This is a genomic window from Methylobacillus methanolivorans (assembly GCF_054588515.1).
Genome location: NZ_BAAILT010000002.1, coordinates 1,506,692 through 1,525,257 on the forward strand (window position 1 = coordinate 1,506,692; position 18,566 = coordinate 1,525,257).

Sequence of the window (18,566 nt, forward strand, 5' to 3'; positions counted from 1 at the left end):
TAAACTCTGACGAGGTGATGATATGAGTTGTGCCTAAGTTCCGATACCCCACCATCGGAATGCCTGATAAACTCTGATCGGCGTCAGGGAAAGTGATTCTGGTAGTTCCGATACCCCACCATCGGAATGCCTGATAAACTCGTGGCAGGCTTGAAAGCGATGATCCGGGCAGTTCCGATACCCCACCATCGGAATGCCTGATAAACTCTAGTTGTTCGCAACTAGTTAATTTATAAAGAAGTAACTATTAAAAAAGCTCAACTTGCTCAGGCATGTTGGGCTTTTTCTTTGTGGGTTTGGTACCAAAAAACTCTTTAGTCATACCGTATTGTTTGTCTGTAACAATAAAAAATGCCACTTGTGCATCCTTAGGAATAAGGGGGCGGAGCCTCACTATCGTCGCCTCACCTACCGCAATCGTCGGAAAATGATGCACATATAGCGAATTTTGCAATTGCACAAAATTTTCTTGCAAAAGACTGCGTCGAAACACGCTGTAGTCATGCCGAGCCTCAGAATCAATCATTGGACAGTCATATACGCATATCACCCACATCACGCGCCACCCATTTATTCCCATGGATATTCTTCATTTCTTTGTAGCAGTGCATCTTGCGGCAATTGTAAGTATTCCCCACGACCATCTAAGACTCTTACAAAGCTAGCAACACTCTCGTTAATTGCAGCAGGCAATCGATACCCCGCACCATTAAGTTTTATTTCTTGCTCTACGAACCTCAAAATCTCTTTACGCGCTTTACCGTCAAACTCCCCCGATGGTCCAAGAGCCACATGCCGCTCAACGACAAACCGATAAGGTTCTATAAAATCATCTGCCAGATTAAAAGGGTTCTCCATATTGCTATGTCCTAGACCAAGTGCTGGATTTAAACCAGCCATGACGAGTGAGCGCGCCACCATAGAGCGCAAAACCGCATAGCCAAAATTGAGCCGAGAATTAATAGCATCTCCCGCTCCCTCTTTTTCACGTTTGAAATCTTCATCAAACAAATAGGCCCAGTAGTGCTTGGCACCCTGGCCTTCACATTTCGTTTTATCTGCCGGTTGAACTTCCTTTGCCAGTCGCTCAAGCCTCAATGCACCTCTCCGATTCAAGACTCGTAAATTTGCAGCTTGAGTACTTAATCGGGCTTGGACGATAGCCTGCCAGAGTTTGCCTTTGGCAACACTGCTATCCAAGGCCATCTGCTGTCGCAAACGGCGAACCAAATCCCCATTACCCACTTGTGGCAACAACCATGCACACGGATGATGAAACTCATCTGTCACCAATACACTAGCGCCTGCGTCAGCCAATACTCGTAAAGCTTGCACAGATATTTGTATCGTATAGTGATGCAGACATAAAACAGCTATATCTTTCGGTGGTACAAAATTATCGTCAAAACCATCCCGCCTAATCCGCAATCTGCCTAAATCTACGGACAGAGAAGCAGGATTTTCGATGAGCAGGATGCGATGGTCAGACATTGTTAGTTAGTGATCTTGAGTCTAAAAGCTTGACTGAAAGCCAACGATTTCTTGCCTGAGTTTGGCTCCTCAATGGCGTTGTAAGCTCGAGGATCAGTGATAGGTACAAGAAAAAAACCTCCTGCTGCTTTAAACATACCAATTCTGTAAACTTTTCCATCTTTACTATCAAACACAGTATCGCCTTTATAAAAACGAATAATGCCTTCTTTAGGTGAGATTTTTTTATGTTTCATAGCCTGCTGAATTTTAACCAGTGTAGGCTGTCCAACAAGTCGTCCATCTGTCACTTCAGTCTCAAGATAAGCATACCCCGCATTTGGCAGACGCTTCAGATGTTCACGCCCATCCTTACTAGTGTGGCTGATGATCGCAACATCATCAGCATACTTATCTGTAAAACACCTTACCTTTTTAACCTCTATATGCTGACCATACAATGTTTGGAAGATCGGCTGCACCAAGGCATCGGAGGCAGATATTCCACTTGCAACTCTACTATCAAAGGTTTTAGCCACAATCTCCCTGACATGATCACTGACGATATTCTGAATTGCTTTCCTAGCTTGCTCTACCGTCCCTTTTTTGCGATCTATCAAATCGGCGACCTTAATGCGCAGAGTCAAACGCGATTTCTCTTCCCCTTCTTTCAACGCGATGCCATATGCTGTTTCTTGAAAAATTGCACCATCTGGATAACGATCAGGCTTGATCGACAGTGGGCATTCCTTCACCGCCGCCAAAGCCAATTCGCGTACATTTTTCAGTGGCAACGCTTCGCCGATTCGTAACCTCGGTTTTTCGCCTGCACCAACCCGTTCACTATCCAGCTTGTATTGCCTTGCCATCTGTTGAAACAAGGCACGCGAAGTCAACGCAATGGTAATGGCATCAATCAAATGGTGTCTGTGGTCTATACGCTTATCCAGTTTCCGATCAGTGTGACGTGATTTATCCAGTTTGCCATGGACATCAAGCACTCTGTGACCTTCCCATACATCTCGGTATCTTGCAAACTCCTCTGGGCTAACGACCTGCCCCTCTTCGTCTAGCAGCGGCAAGCCTTCTGCTATCCTTGCTTGGGGTATGACAGTTTCCAACTTCCATTTACGGCGCAAACCAGCCGTCATTTCTCCGCGCGAAACCGAGACTGGTGTTTTGCAGATACTTTGCAGCCACTGTGCTGCCTCTTTGGCAATCCATGAAGTCTGGTGAAATTGACGGTCAGCAAAACCATCTATGGATTCATCGGTAAGCACCTCTTGCTCAAAATCTTCCAACAACAAAAGCTTGGCTTTTCGGAAACATTTGTTATCAGCAAAGTATTTAGCACGTACTTGAATCACTTGCCAACGCTCAGCATACTGTCCCCATGTTTGGTAAGGGGTACGATTACCTTTATCCTGATTGCAGCTACGATGAGCGAGCACAATTTCACTGCGTTTCAGGCCAACCTGAGTGAGTGAGCGTGGCAAGATATGTTCGTACTCAGTTTCAGCTCCACTTAATGCATCCGCCAAAGTAATCGTCTTGCTGCAATATGGGCAGTGTCCTGCCCCCTGTTCTTTCCATAGCAAATAACGACGAATTCTAGAGGGGGTAACGGTAACCCCATGTGAGCGAATTTGCTCTTCTGCCGCTAACCGCATCTTGCGATTTCTGGCATTTTCACTTTCTCGCTCATTACGTTTAGTCAAACCAACGCTCAAATCCCGAGCCATCTCCACCACAATCTGTTCAGGTATCGTGCCTAACTCCTGAATCATACGATTCACCACATAGCGAATCTGCCGTAAAGAACCATCAACCACGGCATTACCGGTAACAGGTGGCTTATCCAAACGAGCCTGCAAAGCAACTTTTCCGTTCACTGAATGAGGATAGCAAACTCGAGTTGCAGCCTCTTCGTCTGGACGCATATCGCCTTGCGGATTGTCTGGCCACCACGGGGATTCCAACCAATCTGTCAGCGTTTTTAATGCCTTGATGGAATAGGATGCTCGACCACCCTCAAAACCCATCTTGCTTAAGCGGTCAAACTTTTCATTGGTTTTCAACTCATTGATAAAAGCAACGAATGTATCAGGCAGTTTGCGTGGAGTACCATCAGCCTTTGCAAACCGCGTATGCCACACAGGATCATCCAATTGCTCTGGCGATCCCAAATCCGCTAAAAAGTTAATCACTTGAATTTTCGTTCGCTCATCCAGAGCACGCCAAGTGTCATCCATACCGAGCTTGCGGAATACATGGTTAGTTTTATTGCCAGGAATTTCATCACGACTGAGACGATCAAGATTCAATCCTTTGGTTTCTGGTTTAGAACAACCAGCAACAGCAAGTGCTTTATAGATAGCCTCAAATTTCACCACTTCTTTCTCATCGCAAAGCTGACGGATAACAGCTTTTTGCTTTGGCGTGAGTTTCTCTGCCCGCTTACCTGCTCCCCAACGCAAATCAGCTAATGTTTTCTCAATGCGGAATCGTTGAAAAGCCAACTGAGCACGAGGAGCACGAGGTAGTGTGGGCTCAAGGCTGCATTGCCCCACCATTCCCCCAACTGCTTTTAATGGACGTTGATGAAAAATGGCCTGGCGAAAAATTTCCTTGAGAGCTTCTCCCCGAGACTCTGTCGACAAAACTGGGTAGAACACCGATTGTGTTTGCCAAATTTGCTCGAACTCAGCCTCAAGCTGACTGCGAAGTGCATAAAGATTTTTATCCGTGGCGGTTTTATCATCAGACTCTTTGATCTTCAGCTTGGTAGGCTTCCCATCCAGCCACCGTTGATAAAGAAACTCTCCCAAAGTAACGGACTCTAGACCTTTAGCTTGCGCCAGAGCCCCCATTTCAACTTTTAAATCGTTACTCCCACCTTCAACTTCACCAAGCTTCGCTCCTTCTTTTTTCTGCTTGAACTCACCGGCGTAGCCGCGCCGCTTCCCGATACGGATAAAAATGCGGATCAGGTCGGACAGACTCACTTTTTGCCGAGCAGCATTGGCACGCAATTCTAGAAGAGTGCGTCCACTATCTGGCGATGGCTCAATACAAATACCGAGCAAAGGTACTAATAGCGCGATATGCTTGGTACGCCCCAAGCGACGATCATGCTGCCGACGCTGCATCCGTGCCGCACGACGCCCTGCTTTTTTAGATTTAAGCCCTGTCTGGCTTTTTTCCAAGGGCTCGTCAAAAATCCGCACATGCTTCCAAACTAAGTCAATTGGATTATTTGCTTCATCCAATGAAAAAGCTGCCACCCCCAAAGATGCTGTTCCCACATCCAAGCCAGCCCGATACCGCATATCGCTTACCTCGCGTTGAAACTATTCATTGTTGTGTTACAGTAATAATCGTATCAGGTATTCCGATGGTGGGGACTATCGGTAACAAGGGGAAGTTGAAAAACAACCCCACCGATATAAAAGGCAGACTTCGGTCTGCCTTTTTCAATTCTGTCACCATCATGATAAATCCAGCTTTCGGTTATAATTCATCAATTCTGCTCTTAAACTAGACGCTCAGGCTCTACCTCTAATGATTAAAAAACTGCTGCAACGCGTTTTTAAACCCTCAAAAAAATCCGCATCTTTGCCCGCAGCCAAACCGAATCAGCCCGCCACTCGTATTACTGCCAAGGCCCACCACATCAACCGCAAGCTGATCAGCCATGCTGCGATCAAGACGACGGAAGGATTGCAGAAAGCCGGTTTTGAGGCGTTTATCGTGGGAGGCGCGGTGCGTGATCTCTTGCTGAAAAAACGGCCCAAGGATTTCGATGTGGCGACGAATGCCACGCCAGAGCAAGTGAACCGGATTTTCCGCCGCTCTCGTATTATTGGCCGACGCTTCCGGCTGGTGCACGTGATGTTTGGCGATGAAACGATTGAGGTCTCGACCTTTCGTGGTAGCCATTTGAATGATCAAGGTGACGCCAAGGTCGCCGATACCGGGCGTATCTTGCGCGACAATGTTTTTGGCTCGCAGGAAGAAGATGCGGTAAGGCGCGACTTTACGGCCAATGCGCTCTATTACGATCCAGCGACCGAAGAAGTGCTGGATTTCCACAATGGCGTCCCTGATATCCAGGCAGGCGTGCTACGCATGATTGGTGACCCAGAAATTCGTTATCGTGAAGACCCTGTACGCATGCTGCGTGCCGTGCGTCTATCGGCAAAACTTGGGCTGAAGCTGGATAAGAAAACCGAACAGCCGATTTCCGAGTTGGCAGAACTACTGCACGATGTGCCACCTTCACGGCTCTTCGACGAGATGCTCAAGATGTTTCTCTCCGGCCATGCGATCGAAAGTGCCAATGCCTTGCGCGAGCATGGCCTGCACCATGGCTTGCTGCCTTTGCTGGATGTGGTGCTGGAACAGCCAATGGGTGAGCGTTTCGTCAAGCTGGCATTAAAAAATACCGATGAGCGCGTATTGGCAGATAAGCCCGTCTCTCCTGGATTTCTATTTGCCACGCTGCTGTGGCACGAAGTCCTGTTGGCCTGGAAAAAATTTGAGCAGCAAGGCAATAAGCCTATCCCCGCCTTGTTTATGGCAATGGATGAAGTCTGTGACATCCAGGCCGAGAAAATGGCGATCAACAAGCGCTATAGCGTGACGATGCGCGAAATCTGGAGCTTACAGCCTCGCTTTGAGCAACGTGCGGGCAAGCGCCCCTATAGCTTGTTGGAAAACCCGCGCTATCGCGCTGGCTATGATTTCCTCTTGTTGCGTTGTGAGTCTGGTGAGCTGCCCGCAGAGCTTGGTCAATGGTGGACTGACTTTGCTAATGCCGATGGTGAAAAACGCCAAACCATGTTGCTGCCTGATTCCACGCCACGCAAACGCAGACGCCGTCGCACCAAAAAGCCAGCGACCGCAGCCGCAGGAGAATAAGCATGGCGCGTGCTTATATTGCCTTAGGCAGCAACCTGCGTGACCCGGTGCAGGAAGTACGCCAAGCCATGGTTGAGCTCGGCACCCTGCCAGGAACTCGTGTGGTTCGCACCTCTTCACTCTATCGCACCGCACCGCTTGGCTATGATGATCAACCCGACTTCATCAATGCCGTCGCCGAGATTGAGACCAGCCTGGAGCCGATGGCCTTGTTACGCGCTATCCTCGCACTGGAAACCCTGCATGGCCGCGAGCGCCCTTTTCCCAATGCCCCGCGGGTGTTGGATCTGGACCTGTTGTTGTACGATCAAGTGTCCATGAATAGCCAAGAATTAACCTTGCCCCATCCACGCATGCATCAACGTGGCTTTGTGTTGCTGCCGCTCGCGGAGATTGCTCCAGACCTGCAGCTTGCTGACCACGGTAAAGTGATGGATTTGGCCGCACAATGTGCAGACCAAGGCGTTGCCTTGTTGCAGGAAGATCAGGCATGAGTATTTTTGATCGCTTTCATTACATCGTCATTGAAGGGCCGATTGGCAGCGGCAAAACCACGCTGGCAAAAAAGCTGGCCGATATGTTCCCCGTCAATCTCCTGCTGGAAAACGCGGGTGCCAATCCGTTCCTGCCCAAGTTTTATCAGGATGCACCACGCTATGCCTTGCCTACGCAAATGTTTTTCCTGTTCCAGCGTGTTGAGCTGATTCGGGACTTATGCCAGCGGGATATGTTCAACCAAGCGACCATTGCCGATTTTTTCCTGGAAAAAGACCCATTATTTGCTCAGCTAAACCTCAATGATGAGGAATATGCGCTGTATCGCCAGATGTACAAGCACCTGCATGTACAAGTGCCAACGCCAGATTTGGTGATCTACCTGCAATCGCCCGTGGAAACCTTGCATGAGCGCGTTAACCAGCGCGGTACCTCATATGAACAGGAAATCCCGCGCGAATATCTTTCGCGTCTATCAGATGCCTACAGCAATTTCTTTCACCAGTACGATGGCGCACCTGTGCTCATCGTGAATAATGAAAAACTCGACATCACCGAAAATGATGCCGCCATGACCATGCTGCTTGATCGCGTGATGCAGATGCGTGGCCGTCGTGAGTTCTTCAACCCCAACCTGGAGTAAAGCCATGAACCTGCTTGCATTGCAGCAACTCAAGGAGCGTGGCGAAAAGATCGCCGTACTGACCAGCTATGACGCCAGCTTTGCCGCGCTCAGTGATAAAGCAGGAGTAGACGTGCTGCTGGTTGGCGACTCGCTGGGCATGACCATTCAAGGCTATACCAGCACATTGCCCGTATCCTTACGTGATATGGAATATCACACGCGCTGTGTTGCCAAGGGCGTACAACAAGCCTTTATCGTCACCGACATGCCTTTCGGCAGCTACCAGATTAACCCTGAACAGGCTTTCGAAAATGCAGCCTTGCTGATGGCTGCGGGAGCACAAATGGTCAAAGTGGAAGGTGGCAGCATCATGCTGGATACCGTGCGCTTTCTGGTGGAACGTGGCATTCCTGTCTGTGGTCACTTGGGGCTAACACCACAATCAGTACATCAATTTGGCGGCTATCGCGTACAAGCACGTGATGAGGCGGCTGCCCGTCAATTGCTTGATGATGCCAAAGCCCTGGCAACTGCGGGTGCAGGCATGTTGGTACTGGAAATGGTGCCAACTGCCCTGGCAGCGGCAGTGAGCCAAGCAATCAAGATTCCTGTTATTGGTATTGGGGCGGGCAAATACTGCGATGGCCAGGTACTGGTCTTGCAGGATATGCTGGGTATTTACGCAGGCAAATCACCACGCTTTGTGCGCAATTTCATGCAAGGTGCCACCAGCATTCAACAAGCGATCAGCGACTATGTGGCTGCCGTCAAGGCGCAAACTTTTCCTGATACCGAACATAGCTTTGAATAAGCCATGCCATTAGACATCATCCCTGACATTGCAACACTGCGCGCTCGGCTAAAAGTAGCACCCAGCATTGCCTTTGTGCCTACCATGGGTAACCTGCATGCCGGACATATCCATTTGGTTAAGCTAGCCCGACAACAAGCTGACTGTGTGGTCGTCAGTATTTTCGTTAATCCGCTGCAATTCGGCGCCAACGAAGACCTCGCAAGCTATCCACGCACGCTTGCGGAGGATTGTGAAAAACTGCAGGCTGCGGGCGCAGACATCGTTTTCACGCCATCAGTCGCCGAAATGTACCCAGCGGCGCAAACCATGCGCATCACACCCCCACCAATTGCCAATGAACTCTGTGGCGCTGCACGACCAGGGCATTTTGATGGGGTAGCAACTGTGGTGATGAAGCTGTTTAATATCGTACAGCCGCAAATTGCCTTATTCGGCAAGAAGGATTATCAGCAGCTTTTCATCATCCGCGAGTTGGTAAAACAGTTCAACTTGCCTATTGACATCATCGCTGGCGAAACCCAGCGTGAAGAAAGTGGCCTTGCCCTAAGTTCACGCAATGGCTACCTGAGCAGCGCACAGAAACTGGAAGCACAACGCCTCTATCGCACCCTTAACATGATTGTCGACAATGTGCAGAAGGGGCACCATGACTATGCCGCTATTGAAGCCCAATCCAGCCAATACCTCACCCAGCTAGGCTGGATTGTAGACTACATCTCTATCCGCTCCGCAGCCACGCTGTTACCTGCCGGCGCAACAGACACTGAGCTAGTCGTGCTTGCTGCGGCACGGCAAGGCAATACCCGCCTAATCGACAATATAGAATTCACACGATCACTTGCCTCAAACTGACTTTACAGCAATGTCATGAGGGTAGACCATAGAGAACGCTGAAAGATACTCTCAGCATTTATACCTTCTTCAGTCGCAATATCAGCCCAACCAACTACAATTAAGAAGCATTATTATTTATAATAAGCACTTACTTAATACTGGCTGGTTTGCACGCGTGCTACCCAACTCATCCACTCCTCCCATCCTTGTCTCTTTGGTTCGGCATTACGACGACCTGGTGGATTATGTCCGGCGACGCTTTGGCTGCAAGATGTTTGCTCGCGAAATAGTGCATGACGTTTGCGTACACCTGCTGGAAAAACCAGCCATTGAAGCGCGACAACCGATTGCCCTGCTCAAGCGCATCTCGCACAACATGGCGGTGAATGAATGCCGTTCCGAAAGCGTACGCACCCGCTTGATCGAATCCATGGCCGAGCTGCCGGATACCGCCAGCGTTCCCGACCATGCTGCCGCGCTGGATGCCCAGCGCGAGGTGCAACTGCTGGCGCAAGCCATCGAACAACTGCCGCCGCGCTGCAAGCAAGTGTTCATCATGCACAAGGTTCATGGCTTGCCCCAATCCGAGGTGGCCGCGCAACTCGGCATTTCCGTCAAGATGGTCGAACGCCATACCCGCCTGGGGCTGGCTGCCTGCAAAAAACAACTCGGACGCGATTAAGCATCTATGTCGCAGCAAAATCCCCCGCCCGGTAAAGAGCAACACAGTGCAGAAGACGCACTGGCACAGCACCGCGACACTCTGAAAGAGCTATTCCCGCTGCCGGAAATCAAGAAGCCGCGCAAGAAGAAAACCGCCGCGAACGCAACGCTGCTGCTCGCCGTGATCGCCGCAGGCTTGCTATGGCTGGACCCGGCCTACAGGAGCGAACAGCATGCTACCGTCATCGGGCAGCGCGCCGACATTACACTGGCAGACGGCAGCAAGCTCACGCTCAATACCGATACGCAAGTTGAGGTTTCCTGGCACCTGCGCTCGCGCCGCGTGGCATTGCATCAGGGCCAAGCGCTGTTCTCCGTCGCCAAGGCCACCTACCGTCCATTCACCGTGGCGGCGGGCAAGGCAGACATCAGGGTGGTAGGCACAATGTTCGACGTCTACCGTCAGCAAGACCATGTGACGGTGACGGTGGAAGAAGGCAAGGTGCAGGTCACCAGCCGGGCAGCCAACGGCTATATGCGCACCATGCTCACCGCCAACCAGCAGGCCACCATATCGGCGGACGGCACATTGCAGTCGGCGCGCGACGTCAATCCTGCCAGGAGCCTCGCCTGGCGCGACGGCAAGCTGGTATTCGAGCAAACACCGCTCAGCCAGGCCATCGTCGAAATCCAGCGCTACCGCCGTGGACCCATCCATCTGCAAGCGCCGGCGCTAGGCAATTTGAGGTTCTCCGGCGTGTTCGCCATCGACAATATAGACAAGCTGCTGCAATTGCTGCCGGATATCCTGCCGGTCAACGTAGAAGAACAGGAAGACGGCAGCCTGCTGATTAGCAAAAAATAAGCAGTCAAATCACTCAAAGAAAAAATAATCAAAAAAATTCTCATTCCCAGGTTGGGACAAACCTTCTGCCAAACGGCTAACTTCCTGTAGGTCATCAGAATCGTTTACAGAAGGGGAGTTTTTACCGTGTCACATCACTACGCACTCGAGCAGGCCGCCATTGCCATCAGCCTGTTATTTGCCGCATCCATCCATGCCGACACCGGCAAGCTGGCGTTCGATATCCCGGCAGAGCCGCTGGAACAGGCCGTCAACCGCATCGCCAAGCAAGCCGACGTGCAGGTGCTGCTCGCCAGCAGCCTGGCCAGCGGCAAGACCAGCCCGGCCCTCAAGGGCCAATACACAGCGCGCGAAGCGCTGGAAAAACTGCTGGCCGGCTCCGGCCTGACCATCCAGGACAAGGGCGGCAACAGCTTCATCATCACGGTGGCACCGCAAAAAGAATCCGTGCTGCCGGAGGTCGCCGTCAAAACGGCAGCGGAACGCAACCTGACCACGGAAGGCACCGGCTCTTACGCAGCCAAGGGCGCCAGCCTCATGAAGGGCACGCAGTCGCTCAAGGATATCCCGCAGTCCGTCACTGTCATGACGCGCCAGCAAATGGACGACCAGCGACTGGATACGTTGACTACTGCGCTGGCCAACACGCCAGGCATTACGCTGGTCACCCGCCCCAACGGCGGCAGCGACATCTACTCGCGCGGATTCCTGACAGACACGCTGCAATACGACGGCGTACCGCTATCGCGCTATCACAGCTTTGGAAATGATTTGTCCGCCAGTGCAGTACACCTTGACCGCATCGAAGTGATGCGTGGCGCGCAAGGACTGCTGGAGGGAGCAGGCAGCCCAGCCGGCGCTGTCAACCTGGTGCGCAAGCGCGGCCTGGCAGAAACCGCTGTTATGCTCGAAGGACGCGCCGGCTCGTGGGACAATTACGGCGCACGCCTGGATATGGGCGGCGCGCTGAACACAGAAGGCACACTGCGGGGCCGCGCCGTCATCGACTACGAAGACAAGAATTCTTTCCTCGATACGGTGTGGGACCGCAACCTGAATGCCTATGCCGCCATCGATTTCGACCTGTCGCCTGATACCACTATCGGCCTTGGCATTGCACACTCCCGCCTGGACGGCAACAGCGTGCTCTATAACGGCGTACCCCGCTATGCGGACGGCCGCTCTCTCGGACTCTCCCGCTCCGCCAATATCGGTGCAAACTGGCAGGAGGCCAACCGCCGTGAAACACAGGTATTCCTGGACTTGGAACACCGTATTAACGATAACTGGAAAATCAAGGCTGCAACCGCTTTCGCCCAGGATGATTGGGATGCCATCACATCCAAAGGCAATGGCATCGTGGCGCTGGGCGGCAGCACGGTTCCCGGCCCTGGTTTTACTTATGACAACGCATCCAACAGCAAAGGCCTGGATATCCACGCGGATGGCAAGTTCCAAGCATTGGGGATGGCGCATGAAGTGGTGTTGGGCGCCAACTACTCGCGGCAAAAACGGGATGACAGTTATTCCCAATATTGGAATTACACCACCTACGACGTGTTCAACCCTAACCACAACGCCCCGCGCTTCAACACGCCCAGCGATATCTGGGACCAGACATCGACTACAACCCAAAAAGGCATTTATGCCTTGCTACGCAGCCATTTGACCGAGCACACCACTTTGGTACTGGGAGGCAGGACCAACTGGTACGACTTCCATTCGCATGGCTCGAGCAGAATCGATGGCTACGAAGAGACCACCGAACGCAAGGAAACCGGGGAATTCATCCCATATGGCGGCCTGGTGTATGCGTTGACGCCGCAATGGTCGGCCTATGCCAGCTACGCAGAGATTTTCAACCCGCAGAGCGCCACCGACACCCTGCGGAAAGTGCTGCCGCCGATGACGGGCAAATCCTACGAGACCGGGATCAAGGGAGAACTGTTCAACGGCGCGTTAAATGCCTCGCTGGCGGTGTTCCGCGTCGACCAGAAAAATCGCGCAGTGCTGGATTACAGTTCCCCGATGACATGCAACGGATGGTATTGCTCCCGCGCCGCAGGCGAAGTACGTAGCGAGGGTTTCGAGGCTGAAGCGCATGGGCAATTGGCACCAGGCCTGCAAGTCAGCGGCGGCTATACCTACACCAAGAACAAATACCTGGAAGATACCGACGAAAGCCTGGTCGGCAAGCCGTTCAACTACCTTATCCCAAGGCATATGCTGCGCCTGTGGTCGAACTACCAGTTGCCTGGCGAGCTGAACAAGTGGCGCGTCGGCCTTGGCGTCAATTACCGTAGCGAGCAGAAAACCACCAGCGACACCATGCTCAACCCGGTACAAGGGGGCTATGCGATATGGAATGCACGCATCGGCTATGACATTGACAAGCACTGGTCGGCGGCATTGAACGTCGACAACCTCTTCGACAAACGCTACTACTCCTTCATTTCGGACAATTACTTCTACAGCTACGCAGGCGAGCCGCGCAAAGTGCTGCTGACGCTGCGCTGGCAATATTAATACCCGTCACGACAGGCGCATCCATGGGATGCGCCGCCCAAACCCTCTTCCTCAAGATTTACCTGGATTAACAACCAAGCCACGCCTGAGCATCTACAATTTGGAGTACCGCAATCGCATTAAAGGAACGAGCATGTTACGCAAAAGCTTTCTGTTGATCGTCATTTCCGCCTTGCTGCTGGGCGGCTGCTGCGGCTTCGGCCCGTATGGCGGCCATGGCGGAGGCCCGGGCAACTCCGAGCGAGGACAGGGCAGCGACAGGACCGCGCCTGGACGTTAAGCGACTTGTCAAAAAGAAAAAGCCGGCATCTGCCGGCTTTTTACATCATCCCTTGCTGAAAGTATCACAGGCTTCCACCTTGCCGCTCTTGTAGCCGGTATTGAACCATTGCATGCGCTGGGCGCTGCTGCCATGGGTGAAGCTTTCCGGCACCACGTAGCCCTGCCCACGCTTTTGCAGGTTGTCGTCGCCGATCTGCGAAGCCGCATTCAACGCGGATTCGATATCCCCGGCTTCCACGATGCGGTACTGCGCATCGGCATGGTGAGCCCACACCCCGGCCAGGCAATCGGCCTGCAACTCCTGCAGCACGGAAAGCTGGTTGGCTTCCGCCTCGCGCGCGCGGGAGCGCAGTTGATCCACCTTGGGCAGCACGCCAAGCAGGTTCTGCACGTGGTGCCCGACCTCGTGGGCGATCACGTAGGCCCGCGCGAACTCGCCCGGCGCGCCGAGCTGCCTTTCCAGCGTGTCATAGAAGCCGAGGTCGATATAGGCGGTGCGGTCGAGGGAGCAATAGAACGGCCCCATGGCGCTCTGCCCCACACCACACCCTGTCTGCGTAGTATTGCTGCCCCCACCAAACAGCACCAGCTTGGGCTCCTGATACGTCCTACCCGCCTCACTGAACAGCCTGGCCCACAGCTAGCCAACACAGTGGCTACAAACATGGCCTGGCGATCGTTAGTCGGCGGCGTAGCCCCTTGCCGGGTGGCAACAGGAGGATTCGCGCCATCCAGCAAGCCTAAAATGGTGAGCGGATTCACTCCGAATATCCAGCCCGCCACCAGCGCCACGACCACCGCTCCAAGGCCCAGCTTACCGGTCCCAGTCGCTATGCCACGCCTATCTTCCACATTACCGGAACGACGATATCCATCCCATTTCATGATGTGCTTTCTAAAGCTTTGCGATAGTTTTCATCATACGCTCATCTATTCACAGAATTACGCCCAACTGATCTCCCCATTGTAGAAGAATGCGCCAAGATTTAGAATGAGAATAATTATCATATAAATCAGTATTTCTCATGCATTCTCCCCAGCATTTTTCCGTGGCAGAGATATATACGGCACATCGCGGCTGGTTATTCGGCTGGCTCTACAAAAAGCTGGGATGCCCCCACAATGCGGCTGATCTGACACAGGATGCCTTTGTCCGGCTGCTATTGAAACATGAGTCGCTGAGGGATATCAGCACCCCGCGCGCCTACCTTGTGAAAGTAGCCAAGGGCCTGATAATTGATCAATGGCGACGCCAGGAGTTGGAACAACGCTATCTTGATGCCTTGGACCTCTACGATGGTCAATCCGCTGCCTCGCAAGAATTGCAGGCCATGGTGATCGAAACCCTGCTAGAAATTGACACCATGCTCAATCGCCTCAATCCCAAGGCTAGGCAAGCCTTCTTGCTCGCACAGATTGATGGGCTGACCTACCTGGAAATCGCCCAGCAACTTGCGGTTTCAGAACGCATGGTGAAGAAATACATGGCTACCGCCATGATGCATTGCCTGCTGTTGCGCCGTGAACTCAACGATGCACAGGCATGAGTAAGGGTGACGAACTCACGGCATTGCAGCAAGCAGCGGAGTGGTTTGCTGTCTTGCGCGATGAACAGGCTGAGGAAAACGATAAAATCGCTTGGCAAGCCTGGCTTAAGGCCAGCCCGCTGCATCAATCAGCGTGGGCAGAAGTTGAATCCATCCATACCCCATTCCAAGAATTGACCAGTATTGCCCATAAACCTGCCGCCCATCAGGCCCTGAGCCGCCCAACATCCCGGCGCCAGGCCTTGAAGTTACTAGGCTTTGGGAGCATAGCCTTTGCCAGTGGCATGCTGCTGAAACGCTTCAGCCCCTGGCAGGACTGGATCACCACACTCACTGCACAAGCAGACATCCATCGCCCTGAGCCAGGTAAAACAGGCATCGTCACACTGGCAGATGGCGGCAAGCTCTGGCTGAATGCCGGTAGCCTCGCCACGGTGGAATATGGCTACAGCTTGCGGCGCATTACCCTCGCTGCCGGAGAAATCCTGGTGCAGTCAGGCCATGACACCACGTCCCCGGCGCGCCCGCTGGTGGTTGATACCCGACATGGGCGCATGACCGCCCTTGGCACCCGCTTTACCGTGCAACAACAAGCTGAACATACCTTGCTTGCCGTCTATGAGGGCCAGGTCGCCATCAGCCCGAAACACGCTTCCCCGATTGTCATCAGCGCAGGCTGGCAAACACAGTTTGATGCCCACCGAGTTTCCCACCCTACCAAGGCATCAGCCGCGCGAGAAGCCTGGACACGCGGCATCCTGATCGCAGATAACCGCAGGCTGGATGACTTCATTCAGGAGCTTGGGCTGTATTATCCGGGCAAGCTGAGTGTGTCACCGGCCGTCGCACACTTGCGGCTCATGGGAGCATATCCATTTAACGATGTACATCTCGTATTAGACGAAATCACCAACACCCTGCCTGTACAAATACAGGAGTCAGGCAAAGACTCTATTGTGTTGATGCCACGGCATTAAGCTCAAGACATTCGCAGTATTTTTATGGCTTCCAGTTCCCTTTTTTGAGTTTGGTTCGGTTTAGGAAATGAAGCAGCCTCATTCCAACCACTCAGGGAACCATATGAACACCGATCTATTTTGCAAGCGTGCAATACGCCTGCGCCTCTGCGTAATCTCGCTCACAATCGCTCTAGGCAGCACATTCGACATCACCACATTACAGGCTGCCGAGCCTGATAGTGCACTGCACGAGTACCACATTCCTGCCGGACCATTAAGTCAGGTGCTTAGCCAGTTTGCAGCAGGTGCAGGCATTCTGCTCTCTGCCGATGCCTCTCTGGCCGATGGAAAAACCAGCGCAGGATTGAATGGACGCTATAGTGTTGAATCCGCTTTTGAAATCCTGCTGGCAGGTTCAGGCCTCAGCGTGCAACGACGAGATCACCAACGCTATACGATTGTGGCAAAAGAAAAAATCTCTGAAATATTGCCAGAACTCAAGGTCAGTGCTGGAGACCAGAACATCAACCTTCTACCTGCACCATATGCCGGTGAACAGATTGCAAAAGGTGTACGGCTCGGCGTGTTGGGTAACACCTCCAACATGCGCGCACCATTCAGTACAACCAGTTATACATCCGCCGCAATCCAGAACCAACAAGCAAGAACCATTGCAGAATCCATCAATCGCGACCCATCCGTGCGCTATACAGTCGCTCCTGGTGGCAATGTGGACAATCTATACATACGCGGCTTTCCAATCTGGGAGGGAAACTCAGGAGAAATCGCCTTTGATGGTATTTATGGTATTGCGCCCAATTACCGTGTCAGGACAGAGTATGTGGAACGCATTGAGGTCATTAAGGGGCCGGGGGCATTATTATTTGGCATCTCGCCCAATGGTTCGGTTGGCGGCGTCATTAATATTGCCCCTAAGCGAGCTAATAAAGATGTCACCACCCTCACCACATCCCTGATCAGCAATAACCAAGCAGGCGCTCACTTGGATGTTGGCAGGCGCTTCGGCACAGATAGTCAGTTTGGTATCCGTTTCAATGGGAGCTACTACAATGGTGATACTGCTATCGATAAACAATCTACGGAAGGGCATACGGGTGCATTGGCATTAGATTATGAAGGAGAGCGCTTCCGGTCCACGCTGGATATCATCCTGCAGAAAGAACATATTAATGCGCCCACCCGCCCACTGATGCCTTCCGGCATTAGCCGGATGCCCGGCGCACCAGATGGCAAACGTAATGTCACCCAGCCCTGGGAATGGTCAGATAACAAAGAGCAAGCCATCCTGTTACGCACGGAATATGATTTCAATGAGCACTTATCATTATTTGCCAATGCGGGTACGTCCTCAGCCGACGTCTCCCGTGTGTACGACTCGGCTCCTCGATTAGTGAGTGAGCAAGGCACTACACAGATCACACCGACCTACGGCGTGTTTGAGGTCGCCCGCAAGACCTATGATGCTGGCCTGCGCAGCAAATTCCGCACTGGCTCAATACAGCACTCTGTCACATTCCAAACCAGTGTTTATCGCGACCAACTAGATAGGGCCCTGCTTGCCGGCACCGCAGTGACCTCGAATATTTACGATACGATGGACTACGCAAAACAGTATCTTGCCAAGCCTAGCAATATTCCGCGCATATACAACAACCAGAACACCAGCTTTGCATTGGTCGACACCATGTCCATGTTGGACGACAGGCTACATATCTCACTGGGGCTTCGTCACCAGCGCATCAAAACGACCAATCACAATGTGCTTAGTGCCAGTAACAACAATAATTATGACCGCAGTGTCTCAACCCCTGCTATTGGTATCGTTGTACAACCGATCAAGCATTTATCGCTGTATGCCAACTATATCGAGGGGCTGAGCAAGGGAGACATTGCTCCTCCTGCTGCCGTTAACTATGGTGAAGTTCTGGCACCATACAAGAGCAAACAATATGAAACAGGCATCAAGTATGATGCAGGCCACTTCATGACTACCGTGGCCGTGTTCCAGATCGAGAAACCCAGCGGAGGACTGGACAATGGTGTATTTTCCGCTAATGGTGAACAGCGCAATCGCGGCGTTGAGCTATATGGTTACGGCACTCTATTACCCAGCCTGAGGGCAATGGGTGGCATCACCTTGATAGACAGTGAAATCACCAGCGCAGCAACATCTAGCTTGATAGGCAATCGACCAATCGGCACCAGCAAGCAACAGGCAAACTTGGGATTGGAATGGGACTCTGCCTTCATTCCGGACATGACATTAACCGCCGATCTTGTCTATACCGGCAGCCAATATGTCAACCAGGCCAACACACTGCACATCCCCTCCTGGACGCGCATTGACGTTGGAGCACGCTACCAAACCAGCATTGCTGGCCGCCATACTACCTTGCGAGCCACCATCCAGAATCTCACAGACCGCGCATATTGGTCCGGCATTACCTCTTGGGGTGCAGTTTCTCCCGCGATTCCACGCACTTTTGTATTATCTGCATCCTTCGATTTCTAACAACCTCTGAAGCTGGCAGCAGTCAATCACACT

At 52.3% G+C, this 18,566-nt stretch carries 15 protein-coding genes, 1 pseudogene and 1 CRISPR repeat array (1 of these 17 cut by a window edge); of the genes and pseudogenes, 12 read left to right on the forward strand and 4 right to left on the reverse strand.

All coding sequences use genetic code 11. From position 1 onward, the window contains the following. Positions 1-208: a CRISPR direct-repeat array (repeat unit 37 nt; unit sequence GTTCCGATACCCCACCATCGGAATGCCTGATAAACTC); it begins 2,978 nt to the left of the window's first position. 39 nt (positions 209-247) lie between these two features. The 3 genes from cas2 to cas9 are packed head-to-tail and all read right to left on the reverse strand — an operon-like array spanning position 248 to position 4,799. Next, positions 248-580 carry a CRISPR-associated endonuclease Cas2 gene (cas2, locus tag LG202_RS08415; protein WP_459724625.1) on the reverse strand — a complete coding sequence of 111 codons (333 nt, stop codon included), beginning with the start codon at positions 578-580 and terminating at the stop codon, positions 248-250. Then, positions 571-1,491 carry a type II CRISPR-associated endonuclease Cas1 gene (gene cas1, locus LG202_RS08420; protein ID WP_230347940.1) on the reverse strand — a complete coding sequence of 307 codons (921 nt, stop codon included), beginning with the start codon at positions 1,489-1,491 and terminating at the stop codon, positions 571-573. Before cas1 ends, cas2 begins: the two co-directional genes overlap by 10 nt. A gap of 2 nt (positions 1,492-1,493) precedes the next feature. After that, positions 1,494-4,799: a type II CRISPR RNA-guided endonuclease Cas9 gene (gene cas9, locus LG202_RS08425; RefSeq protein WP_230347941.1), complete on the reverse strand. Its 3,306-nt coding sequence runs from the start codon at positions 4,797-4,799 to the stop codon at positions 1,494-1,496. A 232-nt stretch (positions 4,800-5,031) separates the two neighbouring features. Here cas9 and pcnB point away from each other — a divergent pair, with 232 nt between their 5' ends. From pcnB to LG202_RS08470, 9 genes are all read left to right on the forward strand, one after another. Further along, positions 5,032-6,390, forward strand: a complete 1,359-nt coding sequence (gene pcnB, locus LG202_RS08430; protein WP_230347942.1) for a polynucleotide adenylyltransferase PcnB — start codon at positions 5,032-5,034, stop codon at positions 6,388-6,390. 2 nt (positions 6,391-6,392) lie between these two features. Continuing rightward, a complete protein-coding gene (gene folK / locus LG202_RS08435; RefSeq protein WP_230347943.1) occupies positions 6,393-6,884 on the forward strand; it encodes a 2-amino-4-hydroxy-6-hydroxymethyldihydropteridine diphosphokinase in 492 nt (163 codons plus the stop codon). Next, on the forward strand, positions 6,881-7,528 hold the full coding sequence (locus tag LG202_RS08440; protein ID WP_230347944.1) for a deoxynucleoside kinase: 648 nt from the start codon (positions 6,881-6,883) through the stop codon (positions 7,526-7,528). Before folK ends, LG202_RS08440 begins: the two co-directional genes overlap by 4 nt. A 4-nt stretch (positions 7,529-7,532) precedes the next feature. After that, positions 7,533-8,321 carry a 3-methyl-2-oxobutanoate hydroxymethyltransferase gene (gene panB, locus LG202_RS08445; RefSeq protein WP_230347945.1) on the forward strand — a complete coding sequence of 263 codons (789 nt, stop codon included), beginning with the start codon at positions 7,533-7,535 and terminating at the stop codon, positions 8,319-8,321. A 3-nt stretch (positions 8,322-8,324) separates the two neighbouring features. Continuing rightward, positions 8,325-9,176: a pantoate--beta-alanine ligase gene (gene panC, locus LG202_RS08450; protein ID WP_230347946.1), complete on the forward strand. Its 852-nt coding sequence runs from the start codon at positions 8,325-8,327 to the stop codon at positions 9,174-9,176. A 157-nt stretch (positions 9,177-9,333) separates the two neighbouring features. Beyond that, positions 9,334-9,840: a sigma-70 family RNA polymerase sigma factor gene (locus LG202_RS08455; protein ID WP_230347947.1), complete on the forward strand. Its 507-nt coding sequence runs from the start codon at positions 9,334-9,336 to the stop codon at positions 9,838-9,840. Between the two features lie 162 nt (positions 9,841-10,002). Next, entirely contained in the window at positions 10,003-10,686 is a 684-nt protein-coding gene (locus tag LG202_RS08460; RefSeq protein ID WP_230347948.1) for a FecR domain-containing protein, read from the forward strand. Positions 10,687-10,812: 126 nt separating this feature from the next. Beyond that, entirely contained in the window at positions 10,813-13,212 is a 2,400-nt protein-coding gene (locus LG202_RS08465; RefSeq protein ID WP_230347949.1) for a TonB-dependent siderophore receptor, read from the forward strand. Positions 13,213-13,345: 133 nt separating this feature from the next. Beyond that, positions 13,346-13,492, forward strand: a complete 147-nt coding sequence (locus LG202_RS08470) for a hypothetical protein (RefSeq protein WP_230347950.1) — start codon at positions 13,346-13,348, stop codon at positions 13,490-13,492. A gap of 45 nt (positions 13,493-13,537) precedes the next feature. On the opposite strand, the pseudogene ypfJ reads toward LG202_RS08470, so the two are convergent. Next, positions 13,538-14,379 (reverse strand): annotated as a pseudogene (ypfJ, locus tag LG202_RS08475) (KPN_02809 family neutral zinc metallopeptidase). A 140-nt stretch (positions 14,380-14,519) separates the two neighbouring features. Here ypfJ and LG202_RS08480 point away from each other — a divergent pair. From LG202_RS08480 to LG202_RS08490, 3 genes are all read left to right on the forward strand, one after another. Further along, positions 14,520-15,041, forward strand: coding sequence for a sigma-70 family RNA polymerase sigma factor (locus LG202_RS08480; protein ID WP_230347951.1), 522 nt, complete (start codon positions 14,520-14,522; stop codon positions 15,039-15,041). Continuing rightward, entirely contained in the window at positions 15,038-16,018 is a 981-nt protein-coding gene (locus tag LG202_RS08485; RefSeq protein ID WP_230347952.1) for a FecR domain-containing protein, read from the forward strand. The genes LG202_RS08480 and LG202_RS08485 overlap by 4 nt, the downstream gene beginning before the upstream one ends. A gap of 103 nt (positions 16,019-16,121) precedes the next feature. Beyond that, positions 16,122-18,533, forward strand: coding sequence for a TonB-dependent siderophore receptor (locus LG202_RS08490; protein WP_230347953.1), 2,412 nt, complete (start codon positions 16,122-16,124; stop codon positions 18,531-18,533). The last annotated feature ends 33 nt before the right edge of the window (positions 18,534-18,566 follow it).

Bases quoted from the DNA above. Each gene is read 5' to 3' on its own strand.
- cas9 (WP_230347941.1), bottom strand. From the start codon at position 4,799: ATGCGGTATCGGGCTGGCTTGGATGTGGGAACAGCATCTTTGGGGGTG.
- pcnB (WP_230347942.1), top strand. From the start codon at position 5,032: ATGATTAAAAAACTGCTGCAACGCGTTTTTAAACCCTCAAAAAAATCC.
- panB (WP_230347945.1), top strand. From the start codon at position 7,533: ATGAACCTGCTTGCATTGCAGCAACTCAAGGAGCGTGGCGAAAAGATC.
- folK (WP_230347943.1), top strand. From the start codon at position 6,393: ATGGCGCGTGCTTATATTGCCTTAGGCAGCAACCTGCGTGACCCGGTG.
- LG202_RS08490 (WP_230347953.1), top strand. From the start codon at position 16,122: ATGAACACCGATCTATTTTGCAAGCGTGCAATACGCCTGCGCCTCTGC.
- LG202_RS08480 (WP_230347951.1), top strand. From the start codon at position 14,520: ATGCATTCTCCCCAGCATTTTTCCGTGGCAGAGATATATACGGCACAT.
- cas1 (WP_230347940.1), bottom strand. From the start codon at position 1,491: ATGTCTGACCATCGCATCCTGCTCATCGAAAATCCTGCTTCTCTGTCC.
- cas2 (WP_459724625.1), bottom strand. From the start codon at position 580: ATGGGAATAAATGGGTGGCGCGTGATGTGGGTGATATGCGTATATGAC.
- LG202_RS08470 (WP_230347950.1), top strand. From the start codon at position 13,346: ATGTTACGCAAAAGCTTTCTGTTGATCGTCATTTCCGCCTTGCTGCTG.
- LG202_RS08485 (WP_230347952.1), top strand. From the start codon at position 15,038: ATGAGTAAGGGTGACGAACTCACGGCATTGCAGCAAGCAGCGGAGTGG.
- panC (WP_230347946.1), top strand. From the start codon at position 8,325: ATGCCATTAGACATCATCCCTGACATTGCAACACTGCGCGCTCGGCTA.
- LG202_RS08440 (WP_230347944.1), top strand. From the start codon at position 6,881: ATGAGTATTTTTGATCGCTTTCATTACATCGTCATTGAAGGGCCGATT.